Source organism: Streptacidiphilus albus JL83 (assembly GCF_000744705.1).
Taxonomy (GTDB): domain Bacteria; phylum Actinomycetota; class Actinomycetes; order Streptomycetales; family Streptomycetaceae; genus Streptacidiphilus; species Streptacidiphilus albus.
Genome location: NZ_JQML01000001.1, coordinates 9645346 through 9666555 on the forward strand (window position 1 = coordinate 9645346; position 21210 = coordinate 9666555).

The window sequence follows — 21210 nt, forward strand, 5'->3', positions numbered from 1 at the left end:
CACCCCTCCCGCAGGAAATCAGCCGAGGACGAGAACCTCGCCCGGGGTGATCAGGTTCGGGTTGGCGCCGATGGTGCCGCTGTTCACGGAGTAGAGGTGCTGCCAGGTGGTGCCGTTGGCAGCGGCGATGCCGCCCAGGGTGTCACCCGAGTGCACCGTGTAGCTGCCGGCGGTGGCGCTGCCGGAGGAGGCGGCCGGGGCGGCGGCCAGGTCGGCGCTGCCGCTGACGGCGCTGCTGTTGCCGCTGCCCGTGCTGTTGCCGTTGCCGGTGTAGCCGGAGCCGCTGGTGCTGTTGGTGCCGGAGCCGGCGTTGCTGCCGGTGGCGGCCGTGCCGGAGGCGGCGCTGGTGGCAGCGCTGCCGCTGGACGCGCTGCCGTTCGAGGCGGTGGAGACGTCGGCGGCGGGGCCGCCCGCGGCCAGTCCGGCCTGGGGGCCGCACACCGGCCAGGCGCCGGGGCCCTGGGAGGCCAGCACGGCCTCGGCCACGGAGATCTGCTGCGACTGGGTCGCCTGGTCGGCGCTCGCGGCGTACTGGGTGCCGCCGTACGCGGCCCAGGTGGACGGGGTGAACTGCAGGCCGCCGGAGAAACCGTTGCCGGTGTTGGCGGACCAGTTGCCGGTGCTCTCGCACTGGGCGACGGCGTCCCAGGTGGACGTGGTGGCCGCCGAGGCGGTGGTGGCGGTGAGCAGGCCGGCCAGGGGAACGGTGATGACGGCTCCGGCGACGACGGCCGCCCGCAGACGGGTGTTCTTGCGGGTGGCGTCGGACTCGCGGCGGAAGATCATGTGTACCTTTCGACAGGTCCCGGGGCAGCAGGACGCAGGGCGTGCCGGGGTCCGGCACGTCGTCCTGCTGTCTGGCTTCCTGAAAGACGGTCGGCGCCACGCCGTATGCGTGGCCGCACGCCGTCCCGGCTCCCGCCATGTCCGGCCGTCCCGTGGTGGGCGGCGGTCGCGTTCCCGTGAACAGGTGGGGAACGTGCTGGGCGGGTGAACCCGGGGTGTGCTCGTTGCACTTCACCGAAGTTAGGCCCGCTCGGGCCGGATCCCAAGCGGATTCCGGAAGTGCCAGCTCAACGGCCGGTTACCGCTGGTATTGATCTCCAAAACCCGGCCGAAGGCCCTGCTGTGCGGCCATTTTCGGTTTGCTGTGCGACTCCGATGTGTCCTGCGCCATACGGTGGCGGCCGTGAGCCGGGCCACATCGTCGACGGACGGTGAGCGGGGCGTGCCGCAGGGCCATGTTCGATCTTGGACGAGCGGCTCCGCTGGTGACGCGCGCCATACCGCCCGGCTCGGCGGGCCCGCGCCGCGCCGCGGGCGCCGGGCCGGCGTGGAGCCGCGCCGGCCGTGGCGGAGGTGCGCCGTCAGGGTCCGGGCGGCGGGCGTCCCGGCTGCCCGGCTCGATGCGGCGCTGCCCCGGATCGCGGTCGCCGCCCGGGTGTTGAGCCGGGTGGGCCCGGTCCGCCGGATCTCGGGGGCTGGTGACGGTTGGTGATGGCAAGGGATGCGGGCCGCCGAGGTCGACCATAGGCTCGACCCTGGGGAGGTCGCCGTTGGTCCCAGCGGCGAACCGTCTGTATGAGGAGGCATGATGCTTACTCAGGAACTGACCCGTCCGATCCGGAGCACGAGCACCCCGGCTGAGCTGTCCGCGCTGGCCACGCTGATGGTCGAGGAGGAGGCCACCGTCAGCGACGCCCCGCTGTACACGCCCGAGGACGCCGGCGTCGGCATCCTGGCGCTCGGACTGCTGCTGTCGCCGAAGCCGCCGAAGAACCGGTGAGCCAGTTCGCGGCGTACTCGCCGCTCCCGCGAGTCGGGAACTGATCCGCCCATGCCCATCTCCGACGCCACGCCCCAGGAGGAGTTCTCCCGGGCGGCCGAGAGGATGGCGGTCCGCGCCCTCGATGTGCTCAGTGCACTCGGGGGCGCGGACGCGACCTCGGCGACCGCACCGCACCGGTCGGACGGGCCGGCCGCAGCCCTCGGCGGCACGCGGGCCGAGCTGGGCGGCGCCCGCGTCCTCGGCGCGGACCTCTTCGCCCCCTACCTGCTGACCGGCACCCCGCTGCACCCCGGGCTGGACGAGGCGCGGGCGATGGTCCTCGCCTTCGAGCAGTACCCGCCCGCGCAGCCCGAAGCCCGGCAGCCGGCAGCCGCGCAGCCCGGAGCCCCGCAGCCCGCAGTCCCGCAGGCGGCGGACCGGGCCGCCTCGGCGGTCGTCTGGCGCGACTGGGCCGCCGCCGAAGTGCTCGGACGCTGCGGCCACCGCGTCCCGGTGCCGCCGCCGGACGGGCACGAGCCGCAGGACGGCGCCGCCGACCAGTGGCAGCAGTGGTCGGTGTGGATGGCGCAGCTCTCCCCGCTCGCCCTGCCCGGCCTGGACAGCCCGGTGCACGACAGCGCCCGGCGCAACCCGCGCGCGCTCGGCCGGGGAGCCGTCCGGGCGATGCTGCGGCGCGACTACCGCACCGCCGCGCGGATCGCCCGCTGGCTGTCCCTGGGCCAGGCCCAGGGCGTGGCCTCGCCGGTGCGGCTGGAACCGCTGCTGCACCACGTGCGGCTGTTCGGCGGCCCCAGCGCCCGGACCGCGCTGGACGTCCGGGTGGGGGAGCGACTGGCCGAGGCAGGACCGTGAAGACCGGCAGGACCGTGAGACCAGGGAGCACCGTGAACCAGGACGTCCTGCGCACCGCGCACCGGGTCGGCTCGCAGGCGCTGGCCTGGCTGGCGGCCTCCGCGCACCACGGCGCGATGCCGCCGGAGACCACCGTCGACTTCGCCGACCCGGACAACCCCTACAAGCCGCTCGGCGAGACCGCGCTGGCGGCCTCGCTGGTGCTGCGCGAGGGCGTCGGCGGACCGGCCGAGCTGGCCGCCGCCCGCGAGCTGCTCGACTTCACCTGGAGCCAGCTGCGCTCCGGCGCCTTCCTCTACGAGCGGGCGATGCGCCACCCCATGCTCAGCGACCCGCTGGAGACCTACGCCCACTTCGTCCGGGGCGGCTACCGGCTGTCGACGTTGGACGAGGTGGTCGGGCACCTCGGGCGGCTGGACTCGATCCGGGCGATCGAGATGATGCCCAACCGCCGGCTCGCGGTCGCCAACGCCAACCGGGTGATCGACGCCGACTACCGCTGCGACTGGGCCGCCCTGGCCGGGGACACCTGGATCGGCTCGGAGCCCGAGCCCTGGCTGATCGACTGGATGACCGGCTACAACATGACCCACACCGTCTTCCACCTCACCGACTGGGGGCGGCTGCCGGAGGGCCTGCCGGCCGGGATCGCCGACTACCTGGGCACCTGGCTGCCGGTCTGGGCCGACATCTGGCAGGAGGTCGCCCAGTGGGACCTGCTCGGCGAGCTGCTGATCGTCGACGCCTGCCTGCCCGAGCCGGTCTGCGACCCGCAGGCGTGGGAGAGCCTGGCCGCCGTCCAGCACCCGGACGGACTGCTGCCCAGGGACGGCGACCCGGTCGACGAGGACCCGCACACGGCCTTCAAGGAGAACGAGCACACCGCCGTGGTCGCGGTGGTGGCCGGCACGGTCACCCTCTCCCGTGCCCTCGGCGGCGCCTGGTCGGCGGCGTGACCACCGCCCTCGGCGCCGCCGAGCGGCGCACCGGACCCGCGCCCGAGTTGCTGCTGCCGCTGCTGGCGGCGGCGCCCGGCGCCACCGGGGTCGCGGTCGCGGCGGTCCGCGACGGCCGGACCGCGCTGCACGTCCGGGGCACGACCGACCGCAGCGGGGAACGCCCGGTGGACGGCCGGACCAGGTTCGAGGTCGGCTCGCTCACCAAGACCTTCACCGCCCTGCTGCTCGCCGACGCCGTCGCGCGCGGCGAGGTCGGGCTGGACGACCCGATCGCCCGCTACCTGCCCCCGAACGCGGTCCCGGTCCACCCCGGCGGCATGCCGATCACCCTGCTGCACCTGGCCACCCACACCTCGGGACTGCCCCGGCTGCCCGGGGACTTCCTGGCCACCGCCGTCCCGGCCTGGTTCAGCAACCCGTACGCGGCCTACCCGCCCGGGAGGCTGCTCGACTCGCTGGGCGCGACCCGGGTCCGCACCCGGCCCGGGAGCCGGGTGCACTACTCCAACCTCGGCGTCGGGCTGCTGGGACAGGTGCTGGCGGAGGCCGCCGGGACGCCCTACCCCACGCTGCTGACCCGCCGGGTACTGCGGCCGCTCGGGCTGGAGCGGAGCACCTGCGACCCCACCCGGGCCCAGGCCACCGGCTACTGGCACGGCCGCCCGCGCCCGCCCTGGGCGATCCCGGCCCTGCCCGGCGCGGGGGCGCTGCGCTGCGGCGCCGGCGACCTGCTGCGCTACCTGGAGGCGCTGCTCCGCCCGACGGGCGCCGGTCCGCTGGCGGCCGCGCTGGCCGACGTCCAGCGCCGACGGCTGGTGCTGCCGCGCAGCGGCGACGGGCTCTGCCTGGTGTGGAACGTGCGCCGGACCGACGGCCGCGACCTGTTCTTCCACTCCGGCGGGACCCGGGGCTTCAGCGCCTTCGCCGGGTTCTGCCCGGCCGACGGGACCGCGCTGGCCGCCGTGGCCAACACCACCCCGGCGGCGGACGGCGGCTTCATCCAGTCGGCGTACTCGGCGCTGCGCGCCCTCGGCGGGGGAGCCCGGCCGGACCAGGTCGGCATAGAAGTACGATAGACCGCATGAATATTCTGCGTGCCTCCTTCGGGCACCCCCATGCCGTCGCCCTCAACGACCGGGTGCAGGGCGAGTACGCCGAGCGCTACCAGAGCGAGGGCGACGCCACGCCGCTGGACCCGCACATGTTCGAGCCGCCGAACGGGCTCTACCTGATCGTCTACGACGAGCTGGGGGTCCCGGTCGCCACCGGCGGCTGGCGCGTCCAGGAGGAGAACGACGAGGGCTACTCCGACGGCGATGCCGAGATCAAGCGGATGTACGTGGTCCCGGAGGCGCGCGGGCGCGGGCTGTCCCGGCTGGTGCTGGCCGCGCTGGAGGACGACGCCCGCGCTGCCGGGCGCAGCCGGATGGTGCTGGAGACCGGCATCCGGCAGCCGGAGGCCATCGCGCTGTACACCTCCAGCGGCTACCGGCCCTGTGCCAAGTTCGGCCACTACCGCGACGACGAGCTCAGCCGCTGCTTCGCCAAGCCGCTGGCCCCGGCCGACGCCGCGGCCACCGTGCTGGAGGCGGAGGCCGCACGCTGAACCGGGCGCCGGGGCTGTCAGTGCGGTGCTGCCGCGTTGTGAGCGGCGGCTGACGAGGTGGGGCCGGCGTCGAGCCCGGCGCCGAGCGGCTCCCCGGCGCAGGCTCCGTCGGGCCTGGAGCCGCCCAGGTCCGGGCAGGCGATGCGGTCGTGGCCGCGCAGCGTGGCGGTGACCGGGTCGCTCGTCAGGAACTGCGGGAAGTCGTCGGCCAGTCCGACCGGCGCGCCCTCGGTGCAGCGGTGGCCGGGTACGGCGCACTTCTCGTCCGGGGCGGGCCCGCGCGGGCCCGCGGCGCGGCTCATCAGGCCGTAGCAGAGGCGTGCGAGCATGGCGGCGGCGAACAGGGTGCGGGCATGGGGAAGCAGGAGGACAGCGCGGTAGGAGGCGCTGCCCCGGTCGGGGCTTGGCATGGGGATCTCCGATGTGGGCGCACCAGGGGCGGTTCATCGCTCGACCTGGGCACGCGCGGGCATGACGGATCGGCGTGCCGCTCAACCAGCCAGTCCTCGTCACGAGGATGCGGGGTGGGAGCGGACGGACGACCTGTCAGTGCGGATCGGAGGGGTTCACAGGCGGCAGCATAGCGTCGTCCGCAGGCTCGGGCCAGGAATTTCGGCGGTGGTGACGTCGGGTCAGCCGAGCCGCCGTCAGGAGGCGGGCGTGCCGTCGAACGCGGCTGACACGAACCGGGGCGGAGCGCTATGCTCCCGCCGATGACTACTCATACCTTCATTCGATTGGGGGCCCCGTCCACGCGAAGTGAGTGCTGATGCTCACTGAGACCGTGTACGAGGATTCCCGACTGGCCTGCTGGCGACGCGTCCGCGAGTTCGCCGTGCCGCCCTCCATGATCGAGTCTGCGACCGCCCGCCGCTCAGTCGGTGACTGGGCCGGGGCGTGTGCCGCCGCAGGCTTCGACGTCGATTTCGATCTGCGCTCCTTCGCACGTGTCCGTGGCCGGGAGCTCGCTGCCCGGATCCGGGCCGATCTCCGGCAGCTCGCGCCGGATCTGCTGCGCTGGCACCTGCCGAGGATCGCTCCGGACGGACTGCTGCGTCCGGGGCTGACCGTCGCGCTGGCCCGGTACGACAGCCCGGGGCCCGAGGACGGAGCCCCGGTGCAGCTGGTCGCCCGTACGCCCCCGGCCTGGGCCGACGGCGGGCAGCGGATCAGCCTCGCGCTGTGGGAGGGATCCCGCTCCGCCTCCGGCCCCTGTCCGTACCCGCGTCCCCGGCCCAGCCGACGGTTCCGGCTCGACCTGCACCGCCACCTGTGGGACGCGCGCCGGACCGGGGAGTTGTGGACCAGGTCAGGGGCCGATCGGCGGCCGCCCGGCGACGGCGGCCCCGGACCGGACCCGACGCTCCCGGCCGTGCTTCCGCCGGGGCTGCCCTGGGCCGTCGACCGCTGGGCGGCCGAGGCGGAGATCCTGCTCCGCGCCGAGGGCCGGCCCGCCGGTCCCGTCGTGGTGCGCTTCGGGAACCGGCAGCGGATGCTGCTGGACCCGTCCGCAGCCGGCGGCCGTTCCATGGCCGACAGCGGTGCCGTCCCCGGCGGCGGCTCCGGGGACGGCTCCGCGCCGCCGGTCCTGCCCGACGCCGCGACCTGGACCCTGCCCGACCTGGAGCTGCTGCGCACCGGGTCGATCGAGCCTGAGCGGCTGCACCCGCTGGTCGCTTCGGCCCTGCTGCCGGGGCACCCGGTCCCTGCCGGGCCCGCCCGGGAAGACGGGGACGGCGCCGGCCGGCCGCGACCGGTGCAGTGCCGGGGGGCACTGCACCGGATCGGGCTGGTCGACGGGGTCCTGGTGGCGCTCGACCACGACCCGGACGAGCTCCGCCGCGAGGAGCTGCTGGTCGCCCTGACCGGCACCCCGCTGCCCTGCCTGCAGGCCATCGACGTGGCGCACCGGCGCCCGGAGTCCCTCGCGGACATCCGTGCCCGGCTGGACCACGGCGACACCGCCGGTGCGCTGGCCGCCGTCGAACAACTGCTGGGCCCCGACGCGCTGCTGCGCAGCGGCGCCCTGCGCGACGAACTGGAAGCCGCCGTCCAGCAGCGGATCACCTACGGGCTGTTCCGCGCCGGGCTGGCCGGACCGGCACCCCGCAGCGTCCCCTCGGGCCGGAGCCGATCCCACGACCACCGCTCGCGCACCCGCCGCGCCGCCGGGCGCTGACGCGAACCCGCGCAGCCGGCCCCGCGCTCCGGGGCCCTGGGGACCGCCGTCCCCTCCCTCCCTGTTCCTCGACCGCCAAAGGTGACCATCCATGTCCGTCCATGCCCCGTTCGTCGCACCCGGCCCGCTCCGCACCGACCCCGCCTCCCAACTCGACGTCGCCGGCGACCTGCTGGCCCTGCTGCGCGGGGCGACCACCGAGCCGCGCCCGGACGCCCAACTGGAGGCGCTGACCCTCGCCGTCGCCGCCGACCTGCCGGTCCTGTTGTGGGGCGAGCCGGGGATCGGCAAGACCGCCGCGCTGACCCGGCTCGCCGAGGCGCTGGACCTGCCGCTGACCACCGTGATCGCGAGCGTGCACGAGCCCTCCGACTTCTCCGGACTGCCGGTGGTCGGCGACGACCCCGCCGAGCAGGGCGTCCCGATGGCCCCGCCGGACTGGGCGGTGCGCCTGGTCCGGGCCGGCCGGGGGCTGCTCTTCCTGGACGAGCTGTCCACCGCACCGCCGGCCGTCCAGGCCGCGCTGCTCCGGCTGGTGCTCGAACGCCGCATCGGCGCCCTCCAACTGCCGCCCGGTGTACGGATCGTGGCCGCCGCCAACCCGCGCTCCTCGGCGGCCGACGGCTGGGAGCTGAGCCCGCCGCTGGCCAACCGCTTCGTCCACCTCCAGTGGGTCCACGACCACGAGGTCGTGGTGCGCGGCCTCGGCGGGACCTGGCCCCGGGCGACGCTGCCGACCCTCGACCCCGAGCGGCTGCCCGAGGCGGTCGCCTTCGCCCGCCGCGCCGTGTGCACGCTGCTGACCGCCCGCCCCGCGCTGGTGCACCGGCTGCCCAGCAGCGAGGCCCGCCGGGGCGGGCCCTGGCCCTCGCCCCGCAGCTGGGAGATGACGCTCTGTCTGATCGCCTTCGCCACCGCGGCCGGCTCCTCCCGGGAGGTGCTCTCGCTGCTGGTGCGCGGCACGGTCGGCGACGGACCGGGGCTGGAACTGCTGGCCGGCCTGGACCGGATGGACCTCCCTGACGCCGAGACGCTGCTCGCCGACCCGGCGGGCGCGGTCCTGCCCGAGCGGGGGGACCTGCGCCAGGCCGTGCTCGACGGTGTGGTCGACGCCGTCCGCCGGCGCCCGGAGAAGTCGCGCTGGGACGCGGCCTGGGCGTTGCTGGTCCGGGCGCTGGACACCGGCGCGCCGGACCTGGTGGTGGTCCCGGCGACCACCCTCGCCTCGCTGCGCCGCCAGGACTGGGACGTGCCGGCCGCGATCGAGCAGTTGGCCGGCACGGTGTCGCTGTCCCGCCGGGCGGACCGGGCGGCCGACCTGGCGGCGGCGCGGGTCGCGGCAGTCGCCAAGGCGGGTGCCCGCCGATGACGCCCAGCACACCCGGCTCGCCCAGCACACCCGGCACACCCGGCACACCCGGCTCGCCCGGTAAGCCGAGCACACCCGGCTCGCCGCCCGCAGCGCGGGTGCTGGACCTGGACAAGCTCTACGCCGCCCGGCTGCACGCCGCCCGGGCCCGCCCCTACCTGGCGACGGCACTGTTCGCCCTGCACGTCGTCGAGTCGGCGCGGGTGCCGACGATGGCCGTCGACCGGCACTGGCGCTGCTACGTCTCGGCGGCGTTCGTGGACCGCATCCCCGAGGAGGAACTGGCGGGGGTGTGGGTGCACGAGGTCTCGCACCTGCTGCGCGACCATCACGGGCGGGGCGACCGGTTCGCCCGGCAGCACGGGCTGGTCGGTCCGGGGGAGCGGCTGCGGATGAACATCGCCGCGGACTGCGAGATCAACGACGACGCCTTCGGCAAGGGCCTGGTCAGACCCGAGGGCGCGGTCCTGCCGCAGAACCTGGGGCTGCCCGTGGGCCAGCTGATGGAGGACTACCTCCGGCAGTTCCGGCTCGGGCCGCACACGGAGGGCCTGGCCTGGCTGGACTGCGGCAGCGGCGCCGACGGGCTGGAACGGGAGTGGGACCTCGGCCCGGACGGTGCGCACGGCCTCAGCGAGCAGGAGCGGGACGCGGTCCGGTTCCGGGTCGCGCAGGGCATCACCGGCCGCCCGGGCAGCGCCCCGAAGGGCTGGGAGCGCTGGGCCGAGGAGGCGTTCCACCCGCCGCAGGCCTGGCGGGAACTGCTGGGCGCGGCGGTCCGCTCGGCGGCCTCCGCCGCCGGGTCGGGCGACGACTACAGCTACGGCCGGCCGTCGCGCCGCTCGACCGCGGTGCCCGGCGCGGTGCTGCCGAGCCTGCGGCGCCGACCGCCGAAGGTCACGGTGGTGATCGACACCTCCGGGTCGGTCAGCGACGCCGAACTCGGCAGCGCGCTGCTGGAGGTCGCGGCGATCGCCCGGGCCGTGGGCGGCCGGCGCGACCTGGTCAGCGTGCTCTCCTGCGACGCGGCGGCCCGGACCGTGCAGCCGCTGTGCCGGGCCGAGGGGATCCAGCTGGTCGGCGGCGGGGGCACGGACCTGCGCAGCGGCTTCGCCCGCGCGCTGCGCTCCCGTCCCGGCCCGGACGTGATCGTGGTGCTGACGGACGGTCAGACCCCCTGGCCGTCCGTCCGGCCCCCGTGCCGGACGGTGGTGGGTCTCTTCCCCCGGCGGGGGTCCCGCTCCGGGTGGGACGAGAACGATCCCGACTACGTGCCGGACACGCCCCCGGCCTGGGCGCGCACGGTGGACATCGGCTCCTAGCAGTCGCGGCGGGGTGCGCGCCGGTCCGGGAATGGTCTAGACGTTATTGGTCTAGACCCCTTGACTGCGCCTCAGGGGGTCCGGTTCACTGAGCCGCATACCTGAGGGTGCACATGCCATGTCACCCGCCGGTTTCCCCCACACCTCGTCCAGAAGGAAGCACCACCATGCCTCCACTCCCCAGACGCGCACGGTTATGGCTGGCCGCGATGGCCACGGCCGCCGTCGCCGTCTGCACCTTGCTCCTCGGGTCGCCCGCCTCCGCCAGTGTCGGCGCCGTCCAGCGGGCCGACGCGGCGAGCTCGCTGCCCGCCTGCCCCTTCTGGGCCGCCGGGATCACCCCGCCGGCCCGCACCACCACCCCCTGGGTGCCGCCGCTGCAGACCTCTCCCGCCGTCAACTTCTCCACCCGGCCGGCCGCCCCCACGATCACCGGCGCGCTGGTGAACGGGCAGGTCACCGTCACCGTCAGCCCGGTGCCGAACGCCGTGGCCTACAAGGTGTGGCGGGACGGCGTGGACATCGGCTACATCAGCTACTGGGGCCAGACCGGCCCGCTGACCGTCACCGACACCGCGCCCTGCCAGGGCGCGTACTACGACGTCGTGGCGATGTACGACACCAGCAACTCGGACGCCTCGCTCGGCCAGCTCTCCGTGCCCTACTGGCTCGGCGCGAACGGGACGCTCGCCTCGGGCGCGGGCAGCCCGGCGGTCGGCACGCAGATCCCGATGATGCTCACCTCGTACGACAACACCGGCCAGACGGCCTCCGGCTACAACGCCCAACTGGGGGTCTGCGCCACCGATCCACGGGTGATTCCGTGGGGCACCTACTTCTCGGTTCCGGGTTACGGCATCTGCTACGCCGGCGACCTCGGCACCTGGATCCAGAACGACACCGTCGACCTCTGGCTGCCCGACGCCCAGGCCAACAACTGGGGCGTGCAGGACAAGACGATCACCATCATCGCCGATCCGTACACCAGCGGCAGCTCGCCGACCGCCTCGGCCAGCGCCTCGCCCACGGCCAGCGCCTCGGCATCGGCCTCCGCCAGCCCCAGCGCCTCCGCGAGCGCGAGCCCGACCGCGAGCGCGTCCGCCTCGCCCACGGCCAGCGCCTCCGCCTCGCCGACCAGCGGCGGGACCTGCGCGGCGGCATGGAACTCGTCGACCACGTACACCTCGGGTGCGGTGGTCTCCTACAACGGGGACAACTACACCGCGACCTACGTCTCGACCGGTGCCGTGCCGGGAGCCCCGACCTCCTGGGCCGTATGGAGTACCGACGGTCCCTGCGGCTGAGCACGTCGCCCTGACCGGCTGAGCAGCTGACGGATGCGTCCGTCCGCCCGCTGCTCAGTCGACGGCGGCCCGACCCGGTCCACGCGGGAACAGGTCCGGGAGGCACGGGGTTGATCAGGAGGTCGACGCAGGAACTGGACGAACTCAGGGAGCTGGGCATGGGTACGGACGCGCGGACCGGCGACGGGGCGGGCACCTTCTCGGTGTGGCGGCAGGCCGACGGCGTGACGCCGGAACTGGCCGTCGAGCTGGAACGGCTGGGATACGGGCGGATCTGGATCGGCGGATCGCCCGACGGCGACCTGTCCTTGGCCGAGCGGCTGCTCGACGCGACCTCGACGATCGGCGTGGCCACCGGGATCGTCAACATCTGGAAGGACGACGCCAGGACCGTCGCGGCCTCGTTCCGGCGGCTGGAGGAGCGCCACCCGGGGCGCTTCCTGCTCGGCATCGGTGCGGGCCACCGCGAGGCCACCGGCGACCGCTACGTCCGCCCCTACGAGGCGCTGGTGTCCTACCTGGACGTGCTGGACGCCGAGGGAGTCCCGCAGCGGCGGCGGGTGCTGGCCGCCCTCGGCCCCCGGGTGCTGCGGCTGGCCGCCGAACGCGCGGCCGGTGCCCACCCGTACCTGGTCCCCCCGGAGCACACCCGCGCCGCACGGGAGATCCTGGGCGAGGAGGCCCTGCTCGCGCCGGAGCAGAAGGTGGTACTGGAGCCGGATCCGGTCCGCGCCCGCGCCATCGGCCGCCCCCGGGTGGAGAAGCCCTACCTGAGCCTGTCCAACTACACGTCGAACCTGCGCCGGCTGGGGTGGTCCGAGGAGGACCTGAGCGACGGGGGCAGCGACCGGCTGATCGACGCGCTCGCCCCGCACGGCACTCCGGCGCAGGTGGGCGACGCCCTCCGGGCGCACCTGCGGGCCGGCGCGGACGAGGTCGTCATCCAGTTGCTGACCGCCGACGGCGAACTGCCGGACGCCGGCTACGAACTGCTGGCCAGGACCCTGCAGGGCTGAACCGGCGGAGCGGTCCGCCCGGGCGGACCAGGGCCGTTCCGTCCGCGCCGCCGGGGCCCGCCAGGGCGGACCCCGGCGGGCCCTAGACGCGGGGCGTCGTGGGCGTGCTGCCCAGCACCGTGAAGAACAGGTCGCGGACGGTGCCGCCGTCCGGCAGCACCCGGTCGGCGGTGATGTGCCCCAGGAGCTCGGCCTCCGCCTCCACGGACCCCGGGGCCCCGGCGGGCAGGACGCGGTTCAGCCGCACCGTCAACTCCCGGCCGCCGTCCAGGGTGTAGCCGATGTCGGTCCGGTCGGCGCGGTCCAGGACCGAGGCCACCGCCACCGGGCGGGCCGCCCCGGCCAGGGCGGCGGTGAGGGGCGCGGGCACCGAGCAGGCGACCGAGTCGTCCGGGGTGTCGCTCTCGCTCTGGGCCTGCGCCTTCGCCTCGCCGACGATCAGGGCGAACAACTGCTGCGCCAGCACCGGGTCGTGGGCCGCGTCGTAGACCCACCGGGTGCCCAGCAGCCCGTGCTCGGCGGTGCCCAGCAGTGCGTCCTCGGCCTCGGCCAGCGGTGCGCCCCGGTAGGTCATCGGCACCAGGTAGGTCACCGGCCGCGCGCCGGAGGTGTCCAGCACCGCCGCGATCTCGATCCCCACCTCGCCCTCCGGGTCGTCCAGCCGGAAGCCGCCCGCCCGCGCCAGCTGCGGCTCCGTCCGCTCCCCGCCCGAGGCGCCCAGGTACCAGGGCTGGTCGGGCAGCCACCCGGCGATCAGCTCCAGTTTGCTCGGGGCGAGCGTCGTCTGTTGGATGACTGACATGTCGGGACACCCTTCCGGTCTGCGTCCGTGCGGCGCGTTCTCCGAACATTCTCCCGGAGCGGGTCGCGCCGCGCTGCTTCCAACACATGGCTAATGCGGGTCGGTCCGGTGCGGCGGCGCGGCGACGGTGGCGCCGGGGACGAGCGTGGTCTCCAGGGTCAGCCGGACGTCGCCGGTCGAGGTTCCGGCCAGTCGGGCGGCCAGCAGGTCGACCGCGGCCCGGCCGGCCTCGGCCGAGCGCGCGGAGACCGTGGTCAGTGGCGGGTAGGCCTGCGCGGCCAGGACGTCGTCGCAGCCGACGACGCTGAAGTCGGCCGGGACGGAGAGCCCGCGCTCGCCCAGCCCGGCCAGGACGCCGTGGCCGACCAGGTCGTCGAAGGCGACCACCGCACGGGCGCCGCTGCCGAGCAGCTCCGGAACCGCCTGCCGCCCGGCCTCGAAGGTCGGGCGGCGGGCCGGCAGCGGCACCACGGCCACGTCGAACCGCGCCCCGGCCGCCCGTACGGCCTTGAGCCGCTGGGTGTTGGACCAGGAGCGCGCAGGTCCGTTGAGATAGGCGATCCGCCGGTGGCCGAGTTCGGCCAGGCGCTCCACCGCGCGGGCCACACCCCCGGCGGTGTCGATGAGCACCCGGGGGATGCCCGCGACATCCCGGTTGACCAGCACCAGCGGGCGGCGTTCGGCCTGCTCCCGGATCCGGGCGGCGCTCATCCGGCTGGAGGCCAGCACGAAGCCGTCCACCTGCCGGGCCAACCGGGTCAGCAGCACGTCCTCACGGTTCGGGTCCTCGTCCGCGTCGCCCAGGAAGACGGCGTAGCCGGCCCGCTCCGCCTGTCCCTGTACCGCCCGGATCATCGGCGGGAAGAAGGGGTTGGCGATGTCCGGCACCACCAGCGCCAGGTTGCCGGAGCGGCCGGTGGACAGTGCCTGCGCGACCGGGTTCGGGGTGTAGCCGAGCTCGCTGGCCACGGCCCGGACCCGTTCGACCGTCTCCGGGCGCAGCCGGTGGGGCTGGCCGAAGGCCCGGGAGACGGTGGCCCGGGAGACGCCTGCCGCCTGCGCCACGGTGCCGATGGTGGCCGGGCCGGCTGCCGGACCGGTGGCCGGGGCGGTCGGGTCCGGCTCGGGGGCGCTTCCAGGCGATGGCATGGGCGCAGCCTAACCGTTGTCCGGGCTGCGGCCTGTTTGACATGCAACCGGTTGCACAGAAGGATGGGCGCCGTCAGCGCCGGTCTGATCGGGGACCGGACGAGGACCGATCAAGGACGGTGGCCGTGCCGAACCCTCCCGACCCCGCCCGGGTCCGTGTGCTGGCCGACCGGGCCGCCCTGGGCCGGACCGCAGCCGCCGTGGTGGCCATGGCCCTGCGCACCCGGCTGGCCGAAAAGCCCCGGGTGCGGACGGTGTTCGCGGCCGCGCCGAGCCAGCTGGAGCTGCTCGACGCGCTGGTCCGCGAGCCCGGCATCGACTGGACCCGGGTCGACGCCTTCCACATGGACGAGTACCTCGACCTGCCGCCGCAGGCGCCGCAGCGCTTCGGCAACTGGCTGCGCGCCGCCTTCTTCGACCGGGTGCCGCTGGGCAGCGTCCACCTCATCCAGCCGGGGGCGGACGCCCAGCGCACCGTCGACGAGTACGCCGGGGCCCTGGCCGCCGCGCCGATCGACCTGGTCTGCCTCGGCATCGGCGTCAACGGCCATGTGGCGTTCAACGATCCGCCGGTGGCCGAGCTGCACGACCCGGCCGACGTCAAGGTGGTGGAGCTGGACGTGGTCTGCCGCCGCCAGCAGGTTGACGACGGCTGCTTCGACGCCCTGGAGCAGGTGCCGCGCCGGGCGATCACCCTGACCGTGCCCCGGTTGCTGGCCGCCGACGAGCTCTTCTGCGTGGTGCCGGGCTCGCACAAGAGCCGGGCGGTCCGCGAGGCGCTCACCGGTCCGCTCGGCATGCACTGCCCGGCGACGGCCCTGCGCACCCACCCGAACTGCACCTTCTTCCTGGACCGCGAGTCCGCCGCCGGGCTGCCGCCGGCGCTGCTCCCGGTCGGCTGAGCAGCAGGGGAGCGGCAGTCCATGGAGCAGCAGTCGAAGGAACGGACCGTCACCGGCCGCGACCCCGGCACCGGGCGGCCGATCGCGGTCACCCTGCGGCAGGGCCGGATCGCCGCGCTGGCCCCCGGCCCGGTCGGGGAGTCGCACTGGCTCGCGCCCGGCCTGGTCGACCTGCAGGTCAACGGGTTCCACGGGCACGACCTCAACGCCGAGGACGTCGGCCCGCACACCGTGGCCGAGCTCGCCCGCGCGCTGCGCGGCCACGGCGTGACCACCTTCGTGCCCACCCTGGTCACCGCCTCCCACGAGCGGACCGCGCACGCGCTGAGCGTGATCGCCGCCGCGCGCCGGGCCGATCCGCTGCTGCGCCACTCCATCCCCTACGCCCACCTGGAGGGTCCGCACATCTCGGCCGAGGAGGGACCGCGCGGGGCGCACGACGCCGCCCAGGTCCGGCCGCCCTCGCTGCGGGAGTTCGACGCCTGGCAGGCGGCCGGCGGCGGGCTGGTCGGCCTGGTCACCCTCTCGCCGCACTATCCGGAGGCCCCGGAGTACACCGCCGCGCTGGTGCGGCGCGGAGTGCGGGTGGCGGTCGGGCACACCCACGCCCGGCCGGAGCAGATCACCGCGGTGGTCGACGCCGGGGCCCGGCTCTGCACCCACCTGGGCAACGGCGCGCACGCGGTGCTGGCCCGGCACCCCAACTACCTGTGGACCCAGCTCGCCGACGACCGGCTGACCGCCGGGTTCATCGCCGACGGCCACCACCTCCCGGCCGACACGCTGACCGCGATGGTCCGGGCGAAGGGGCTGCACCGGTCGCTGCTGGTCTCCGACTCGGTGGCGCTGGCGGGCCTGCCGCCGGGGCGTTACCGGGCCCCGGTCGGCGGCGAGGTCGACCTCGGCGCGGACGGACGGCTGGTCCGCTCCGGCACCCCCTATCTGGCCGGGGCCGCACGCAGCCTGGCCGACGGGGTCGCACTGGCGGTGGACCTGGCCAGGATCGGGCTGGGGGACGCGGTCCGGCTGGCCACCGAGCAGCCGGGCGGGTTCGTCGGCGGCCGGGGCCGGATCGAGGTCGGCGCCCCGGCCGACCTGCTGCGCTTCGCCTGGGAGCCCGGTGCGTCGACGCTCGCGGTCGACCGCGTCCACCTGCTCGGCCAGGACGTCACCGCAGCGCCGTAGCCGCCCCGGCACCGCCTCCGGGTGCTGCCCGGCGGCCGAGGTGGGACGAGTACGGACCATTTCCGGCCATCTTCGCCCAACCGCGCCGTGCGTACTCCTGCTTTGCCTCGGGGCGGACTAGGTTGGCCCTGCGGATGGTTGCTTATGGCACATATCTCATGGTGCGGGCCAGGACTCGGCCCTCCCTCCCCGAAGGAGGTCAGCTCCGTGCAGGTGACTGTTGATCAGGACCGTTGTTGCAGCTCGGGGCAGTGCGTGCTGCTCGCCCCGGCGGTGTTCGACCAGAGCGAGGACGACGGAGTCGTCCAGCTGCTGCTGCCCCGGCCACCCGAGGAACTGCACGGCGCCGTCCGGGCGGCGGTCGGCATCTGCCCCGGGCGTGCCATCTCCGTGCAGGACGCGTAGCCCGGCCCCGGAGCGCCGCGCCGCTCCGCGTCGGAATCCGTACCGCCGAACCGTGAAGGAGATTCCCCGTGACCACGACGGAGCCCACCGACACCCTCACCTTCCCCGCGCCGCGCGGCGGCTGCCCCTTCGCTCCGCCGCCGGCCTACACGGAGGCCCTGGAACAGCGCCCGGTCAGCCGGATCACGCTCTGGGACGGGTCGCCGGCCTGGCTCGTCACCCGGCACGAGGACGTCCGCACCGTGATGGGCGACCGGCGGTTCAGCGCCGACGCCGCCAAGCCGGGCTTCCCCTTCTTCAGCGGCGGCCGCCGGGAGCTGGCCGTCCAGAACCCGACCTTCATCCGGATGGACGACCCCGAACACGCCCGGCTGCGCCGGATGCTGACGGGGGACTTCATCATCAAGCGGGTGGAGGCGATGCGCCCGGAGATCCAGGGCATCGTCGACGACTTCCTGGACACCATGACCGGGCACCACCCGCCCGCCGACCTGGTCGCCGAGTTCGCGCTGCCGGTGCCGTCGCTGGTGATCTGCCTGCTGCTCGGCGTCCCCTACGCCGACCACGCGTTCTTCCAGGAGCGCAGCGCCCTGCTGCTGGACAACCGGGTCCCGGCCGCCGAGGTCACCCGGGCCCGCGACGAACTCGCCTCCTATCTCGTGGAGTTGGCGGCGCGCAAGGCCAAGGAGCCGGACGACCGGATCATCAGCCGGCTCGTCGACCGGGGCGACCTCAACCGCGCCGAGATCGCCGGCATGAGCCTGTTGCTGCTGGTCGCCGGACACGAGACCACCGCCAACATGACCGCCCTGTCGACCCTGGCCCTGCTGCGCGACCCGGTCCAACTGGCCAGGCTCAGGGCCGAACCCGAGCTGGTCAAGGGCGCGGTGGAGGAGCTGCTGCGGTTCCTGAGCATCGTCCAGAGCGGCACCACCCGGGTCGCGACCGAGCCGGTGCAGCTCGGGGACCGGCTCGTCGGGGCCGGGGAGGGCGTGGTCTGCATGCTCGCGACGGCCAACCGGGACAGCTCGGTGTTCCCGGACCCGGACCGGCTCGACCTGGGCCGCGACGCCCGGCGGCAGGTCGCCTTCGGCTTCGGCGTGCACCAGTGCCTGGGCCAGCCGCTGGCCCGGGTGGAGCTGCAGATCGCCCTGGAGACCCTGTTCCGGCGGCTGCCGGAGCTGCGGCTCGCGGTCCCGGTCGAGGAGATCCGCTTCCGGAACGACAGCGTGGTCTACGGCGTGGAGTCGCTGCCGGTCTCCTGGTGAACCCACGCGCCGCGGCCACCGCCCCGTCCCCTCGGCGGGGCGGGGGTCGCGACGGTACCGCCCCGTGCTCAGTCCCGCTGCACGATCATCTTTCCGGTGTTCCCGCCGCGCAGCATCGACAGGAAGGCGTCCACGATCCGGTCGAAGCCGGTCACCAGCGTCTCGTCGAGCGGGAGTCGGCCGCTGAGCAGGTGCGGGACCACGAACTCGGTCAGCTCCTGCTGCAGATCGCGGTAGTCGCGGACCAGGAAGCCCTCCATTCGGAGGCTCTTCTCCACGATGTCGGCGTAGTTGAACCGCACCGGCGGAGCGTCCGGGGTGTTGTACTGGCCGACGGTGCCGATCCGCACCACCCGGCCGCGCTCGCGCAGCGCGCCGATCGCCGCCGCCAGCTGCTCGCCGCCGACACTGTCGACGAAGACGTCGATGCCGGTCGGCGCGGCCTTCGCCAGCAGCTCGGCGGCCGGGCCCGCGTGGTAGTCGAAGGCCGCGTCGTAGCCGACCCGCTCGGTGAGGTGGGCGGCCTTCGCCGGGGAGCCCGCGCTGCCGACCAGCCGTCCGGCACCCATCAGCCGGGCGAGCCGCCCGGTGGCGGTGCCGACGCCGCCCGCCGCCGCCGAGACGAAGAGGTCGTCCCCCTCGCGGAGCCGGGCGATCCGGCTGAGGCCGACATAGGCGGTGAGCCCGGTGCCGCCGAGGATGCCCAGGTACGCGGGGAGCGGCACGCCCGCGTCCTGCGGCAGGACCCTGGCCTCGTCCGGGCGGACCACCGAGTGGGTGCGCCAGCCGTGCCGGTGGAAGACCAGCTCGCCCTCGGCGAGCGCCGGATCGCGGGAGTCGGTCACCCGGCCGAGGGTGCGGCCCTCCAACGGCGAGTCGAGCGCGAAGTCGCCGTCCATCATCTCCCGGTGGTAGGGGTCGACCGACCAGTAGAGGTTCTCCACCAGAGCGGTGTCGGGTGCGGGTTCCGGGACCGGCGACTCGGCGAAGCGGAAGTGCTCGGGGGTGGGGAAGCCGGAGGGACGGGCGATCTGGTGGACGGTGAGCGCGGTGGCGCCGCTGCTGCTGCGGTTCATGGTCGGCTGCATGGGACCAGACCGTAGGCAGGAATGCGGCGTCCGGGCAGTGGGTTGGCCTCATGGAACCGCCGCATCCATGAGGCCCGCTCATACCTGCAGACAGGAGCACCCGTGACCACGACCGTGCCGGCGCCCGCGCCCTCCGGCGACCTCTCGCCGCAGGAGCTGCGGACCCTGGTCGCCGTCGCCGCCGAGGGCGGCTTCTCGGCCGCCGCCGCCGTCCTCGGCACGACCCAGTCCGCCGTCTCGCACGCGGTCCGCGGCATCGAACGCAAGGTGGGCGTCGTGCTCTTCGAGCGCGGCCGGTACGGAGCACGGCCGACGGCGGCCGGGACCAGGGCGGCGGCGCACGCCCGGCGGGTGCTGCGGATGCTGGACGCGCTCGCCGCCGAGGCCCGAGGCGCCGGCGTGGCCGCCGACGGCGGCGACACCGTCGCCGGGCCGCTGCGCATCGCCGCCTTCCGCAGCGCGGCGCTGCACCTGCTGCCGCTCGCACTGGAGCGGCTGGCCGCCCGGCACCCGGAAATCGAGGCGACGGTCAGGGTGGTCCGCGAGATCGGCCCCGGCACGGCGGGCGAGGTGGCCGAGGGACGCGCGGACATCGGGATCGCGACCATCGGCACCAGTTCGCCGGTGCCACCGGGGCTGGTCGGCGACCTGCTGCTGGAGGAGGACTACGCCCTGGTGCACCCGGTCGGCCACCCGGACCCGCGCTCGCTGCCGCTGGTCGACTGGACCGAGAACTGCTCCTCCTACACCCGGAGTTGGTGGGACCAGCAGGAGTGGATCCCGTGCGCCACGGTCCGGGCCGAGGACGACGGCGCCGTCCTGTCGATCGTGGCCGGCGGACGCGGCATGGCTATCATGCCCGCGCTGTCGCTGACCGGAGCGCCGACCACGGTGGCCACCACCGACCTCGGCCCCGAACGGCCCACCCGGGCCGTCGGCTACGTCACCACCCCCGAGCTGGCGACCACGGTCGCGGTCCGCGCGCTGATCCGCGAGCTGCGGGCGCTGCGCCCGGTGGCGCTCCGCGCCCGCTGAGCAGCGGCCGAGGGCCGGAAGGATGACCGGCACCCGGCCGGTGGAGACCGGCTGGGTGGTTCGGGCCGGCCCCGACGGCACGTCACCGGGCCCGCGCCTCCCGAGGCCGAATCGCTACTCGGCAGGCTCGGCGATCAGCGCGGTGGCGACATGCCGGAAACCGAGCCGGGCATAGATCCGGGCGACGTCATCGTCGTCTGCCGACAGGAAGACGGTCTCCACGCCTCGCGACCGGGCGTCGGCCACCAGCGCCGCGGTGACCGCGAGCCCAAGGCCACGACGGCGTGCGGCGGGCAGCGTCCCGACCCCGACGATCTCGCTGACCGCTCCGACCGGCTGGTGCCGACCCGCGCACAGCGCCGTCCCGGCGTCCACCGCTGCGGCAACCGCAGTCAGACCCGCCCCGATCCGCGCCACCACACGCTCCACCGACCCGTCGCCCGCTCGGGCACGCACAGCTTCAGCCAGTTCGGCGACGCCCGCCAGGCCGACGCCGGTTCCGGGCTCCGCGAAGGCAAGCCGCGGCACGGCCAGTGCGCTCGCCAGCGCCGGATCGTCCGGCCCGGTGATCCGCACCGACGCCCCGACGGACAACTCGTCCGCCGTGGGCACCGGCACGCCCGGGTCGAGCACCATCAAGGGGTGTTCGTGAACCACGAGCCCCGAGTCCTCGATCGCGGCCCGAAGCGTGGGCGCAGTCTCGGCGATCCACTCGAAACTCTCCGGGAGCCCGAGCTCACGCTGCCGGACGCGGACGCCGGCCACATCGGCGGCACTCACCGCACCGGACCATCCCCGAGCCGGACGTGCGTAGAACGGCCACCCCTGGCCTTCCCGCACGAACAGAGTCAACGGCCCGAAGTCCTCGGCCCGGGCACCCTGGCGCGGCACTGCGTCGTAGTACTGATCAAGTCGGTCCAGCAGTACCCGTTCGGGACGGTCATCAAGATCCACAGAAGTCACGCGGGGCATCCAAGCAC

Annotated in this window: 21 protein-coding genes; 15 read left to right on the top strand and 6 right to left on the bottom strand. The window is 74.9% G+C overall.

The genetic code is table 11. The features are described 5' to 3' along the window. Positions 1–18: 18 nt before the first annotated feature. Positions 19–786, bottom strand: a complete 768-nt coding sequence (locus BS75_RS41845) for a LysM peptidoglycan-binding domain-containing protein (RefSeq protein WP_034091951.1) — start codon at positions 784–786, stop codon at positions 19–21. Positions 787–1591: 805 nt separating this feature from the next. On the opposite strand from BS75_RS41845, the gene BS75_RS41850 reads away from it, so the two are divergent. Genes BS75_RS41850 through BS75_RS41870 form a run of 5 tightly spaced genes read left to right on the top strand, consistent with a single transcriptional unit; the run spans position 1592 to position 5206 of the window. Further along, a complete protein-coding gene (locus BS75_RS41850) occupies positions 1592–1786 on the top strand; it encodes a hypothetical protein (RefSeq protein WP_231608064.1) in 195 nt (64 codons plus the stop codon). A gap of 51 nt (positions 1787–1837) precedes the next feature. Then, positions 1838–2641, top strand: coding sequence for a hypothetical protein (locus tag BS75_RS41855; protein ID WP_034091952.1), 804 nt, complete (start codon positions 1838–1840; stop codon positions 2639–2641). A gap of 32 nt (positions 2642–2673) precedes the next feature. Beyond that, positions 2674–3597, top strand: a complete 924-nt coding sequence (locus BS75_RS41860) for a DUF6895 family protein (protein WP_034091953.1) — start codon at positions 2674–2676, stop codon at positions 3595–3597. After that, positions 3594–4676, top strand: a complete 1083-nt coding sequence (locus BS75_RS41865) for a serine hydrolase domain-containing protein (RefSeq protein WP_231608065.1) — start codon at positions 3594–3596, stop codon at positions 4674–4676. The genes BS75_RS41860 and BS75_RS41865 overlap by 4 nt, the downstream gene beginning before the upstream one ends. Before the next feature lie 5 nt (positions 4677–4681). Continuing rightward, the gene (locus BS75_RS41870) at positions 4682–5206 is read left to right on the top strand and encodes a GNAT family N-acetyltransferase (RefSeq protein WP_034091954.1); all 525 of its coding nucleotides are present in this window, start codon (positions 4682–4684) and stop codon (positions 5204–5206) included. Positions 5207–5223: 17 nt separating this feature from the next. Here BS75_RS41870 and BS75_RS41875 read toward each other — a convergent pair whose 3' ends face one another. Then, positions 5224–5616, bottom strand: a complete 393-nt coding sequence (locus tag BS75_RS41875; protein WP_034091955.1) for a hypothetical protein — start codon at positions 5614–5616, stop codon at positions 5224–5226. A 359-nt stretch (positions 5617–5975) separates the two neighbouring features. On the opposite strand from BS75_RS41875, the gene BS75_RS41880 reads away from it, so the two are divergent. From BS75_RS41880 to BS75_RS41900, 5 genes are all read left to right on the top strand, one after another. Further along, the gene (locus tag BS75_RS41880; RefSeq protein WP_034091956.1) at positions 5976–7385 is read left to right on the top strand and encodes a hypothetical protein; all 1410 of its coding nucleotides are present in this window, start codon (positions 5976–5978) and stop codon (positions 7383–7385) included. Positions 7386–7476: 91 nt separating this feature from the next. Beyond that, a complete protein-coding gene (locus BS75_RS41885) occupies positions 7477–8754 on the top strand; it encodes an AAA family ATPase (RefSeq protein ID WP_034091957.1) in 1278 nt (425 codons plus the stop codon). Further along, the gene (locus BS75_RS41890) at positions 8751–10076 is read left to right on the top strand and encodes a vWA domain-containing protein (protein ID WP_081983129.1); all 1326 of its coding nucleotides are present in this window, start codon (positions 8751–8753) and stop codon (positions 10074–10076) included. The genes BS75_RS41885 and BS75_RS41890 overlap by 4 nt, the downstream gene beginning before the upstream one ends. A gap of 167 nt (positions 10077–10243) precedes the next feature. Further along, positions 10244–11380 (top strand): 3D domain-containing protein, encoded by a 1137-nt coding sequence (locus BS75_RS51785; RefSeq protein WP_156164344.1) that lies wholly within the window; start codon positions 10244–10246, stop codon positions 11378–11380. Positions 11381–11538: 158 nt separating this feature from the next. Next, positions 11539–12396, top strand: coding sequence for an LLM class F420-dependent oxidoreductase (locus tag BS75_RS41900; protein ID WP_034091959.1), 858 nt, complete (start codon positions 11539–11541; stop codon positions 12394–12396). Positions 12397–12478: 82 nt separating this feature from the next. On the opposite strand, the gene BS75_RS41905 is transcribed toward BS75_RS41900, so the two are convergent. Together BS75_RS41905 and BS75_RS41910 are read right to left on the bottom strand one after the other, a co-directional pair. Then, entirely contained in the window at positions 12479–13198 is a 720-nt protein-coding gene (locus BS75_RS41905) for a maltokinase N-terminal cap-like domain-containing protein (RefSeq protein ID WP_034091960.1), read from the bottom strand. A gap of 90 nt (positions 13199–13288) precedes the next feature. After that, positions 13289–14347, bottom strand: coding sequence for a LacI family DNA-binding transcriptional regulator (locus tag BS75_RS41910; RefSeq protein WP_081983131.1), 1059 nt, complete (start codon positions 14345–14347; stop codon positions 13289–13291). A gap of 125 nt (positions 14348–14472) precedes the next feature. Between BS75_RS41910 and BS75_RS41915 the strand changes: the two genes are divergently transcribed. The 4 genes from BS75_RS41915 (at position 14473) to BS75_RS41930 (ending at position 18107) form a co-directional block, all read left to right on the top strand. Next, the gene (locus BS75_RS41915) at positions 14473–15249 is read left to right on the top strand and encodes a glucosamine-6-phosphate deaminase (RefSeq protein WP_197092016.1); all 777 of its coding nucleotides are present in this window, start codon (positions 14473–14475) and stop codon (positions 15247–15249) included. A 21-nt stretch (positions 15250–15270) separates the two neighbouring features. Continuing rightward, a complete protein-coding gene (locus BS75_RS41920; protein ID WP_034091961.1) occupies positions 15271–16434 on the top strand; it encodes an N-acetylglucosamine-6-phosphate deacetylase in 1164 nt (387 codons plus the stop codon). 207 nt (positions 16435–16641) lie between these two features. Continuing rightward, positions 16642–16839: a ferredoxin gene (locus tag BS75_RS41925; protein ID WP_034091962.1), complete on the top strand. Its 198-nt coding sequence runs from the start codon at positions 16642–16644 to the stop codon at positions 16837–16839. A gap of 68 nt (positions 16840–16907) precedes the next feature. Further along, positions 16908–18107 carry a cytochrome P450 gene (locus BS75_RS41930; protein WP_034091963.1) on the top strand — a complete coding sequence of 400 codons (1200 nt, stop codon included), beginning with the start codon at positions 16908–16910 and terminating at the stop codon, positions 18105–18107. A 68-nt stretch (positions 18108–18175) separates the two neighbouring features. Here BS75_RS41930 and BS75_RS41935 read toward each other — a convergent pair whose 3' ends face one another. Further along, positions 18176–19195 (bottom strand): NADP-dependent oxidoreductase, encoded by a 1020-nt coding sequence (locus BS75_RS41935; RefSeq protein ID WP_231608066.1) that lies wholly within the window; start codon positions 19193–19195, stop codon positions 18176–18178. 102 nt (positions 19196–19297) lie between these two features. Between BS75_RS41935 and BS75_RS41940 the strand changes: the two genes are divergently transcribed. Then, entirely contained in the window at positions 19298–20230 is a 933-nt protein-coding gene (locus BS75_RS41940) for a LysR family transcriptional regulator (RefSeq protein WP_042438748.1), read from the top strand. A 114-nt stretch (positions 20231–20344) separates the two neighbouring features. On the opposite strand, the gene BS75_RS41945 is transcribed toward BS75_RS41940, so the two are convergent. Continuing rightward, the gene (locus tag BS75_RS41945) at positions 20345–21184 is read right to left on the bottom strand and encodes a GNAT family N-acetyltransferase (protein WP_231608067.1); all 840 of its coding nucleotides are present in this window, start codon (positions 21182–21184) and stop codon (positions 20345–20347) included. Between the last annotated feature and the right edge of the window lie 26 nt (positions 21185–21210).

What these genes read in the sequence shown, in the direction of transcription:
- BS75_RS41845 (WP_034091951.1), bottom strand. Translation starts at nt 786, where the DNA reads ATGATCTTCCGCCGCGAGTCCGACGCCACCCGCAAGAACACCCGTCTG.
- BS75_RS41850 (WP_231608064.1), top strand. Translation starts at nt 1,592, where the DNA reads ATGATGCTTACTCAGGAACTGACCCGTCCGATCCGGAGCACGAGCACC.
- BS75_RS41855 (WP_034091952.1), top strand. Translation starts at nt 1,838, where the DNA reads ATGCCCATCTCCGACGCCACGCCCCAGGAGGAGTTCTCCCGGGCGGCC.
- BS75_RS41870 (WP_034091954.1), top strand. Translation starts at nt 4,682, where the DNA reads ATGAATATTCTGCGTGCCTCCTTCGGGCACCCCCATGCCGTCGCCCTC.
- BS75_RS41875 (WP_034091955.1), bottom strand. Translation starts at nt 5,616, where the DNA reads ATGCCAAGCCCCGACCGGGGCAGCGCCTCCTACCGCGCTGTCCTCCTG.
- BS75_RS41880 (WP_034091956.1), top strand. Translation starts at nt 5,976, where the DNA reads ATGCTCACTGAGACCGTGTACGAGGATTCCCGACTGGCCTGCTGGCGA.
- BS75_RS41885 (WP_034091957.1), top strand. Translation starts at nt 7,477, where the DNA reads ATGTCCGTCCATGCCCCGTTCGTCGCACCCGGCCCGCTCCGCACCGAC.
- BS75_RS41890 (WP_081983129.1), top strand. Translation starts at nt 8,751, where the DNA reads ATGACGCCCAGCACACCCGGCTCGCCCAGCACACCCGGCACACCCGGC.
- BS75_RS51785 (WP_156164344.1), top strand. Translation starts at nt 10,244, where the DNA reads ATGCCTCCACTCCCCAGACGCGCACGGTTATGGCTGGCCGCGATGGCC.
- BS75_RS41900 (WP_034091959.1), top strand. Translation starts at nt 11,539, where the DNA reads ATGGGTACGGACGCGCGGACCGGCGACGGGGCGGGCACCTTCTCGGTG.
- BS75_RS41905 (WP_034091960.1), bottom strand. Translation starts at nt 13,198, where the DNA reads ATGTCAGTCATCCAACAGACGACGCTCGCCCCGAGCAAACTGGAGCTG.
- BS75_RS41910 (WP_081983131.1), bottom strand. Translation starts at nt 14,347, where the DNA reads ATGCCATCGCCTGGAAGCGCCCCCGAGCCGGACCCGACCGCCCCGGCC.
- BS75_RS41920 (WP_034091961.1), top strand. Translation starts at nt 15,271, where the DNA reads ATGGAGCAGCAGTCGAAGGAACGGACCGTCACCGGCCGCGACCCCGGC.
- BS75_RS41935 (WP_231608066.1), bottom strand. Translation starts at nt 19,195, where the DNA reads ATGCAGCCGACCATGAACCGCAGCAGCAGCGGCGCCACCGCGCTCACC.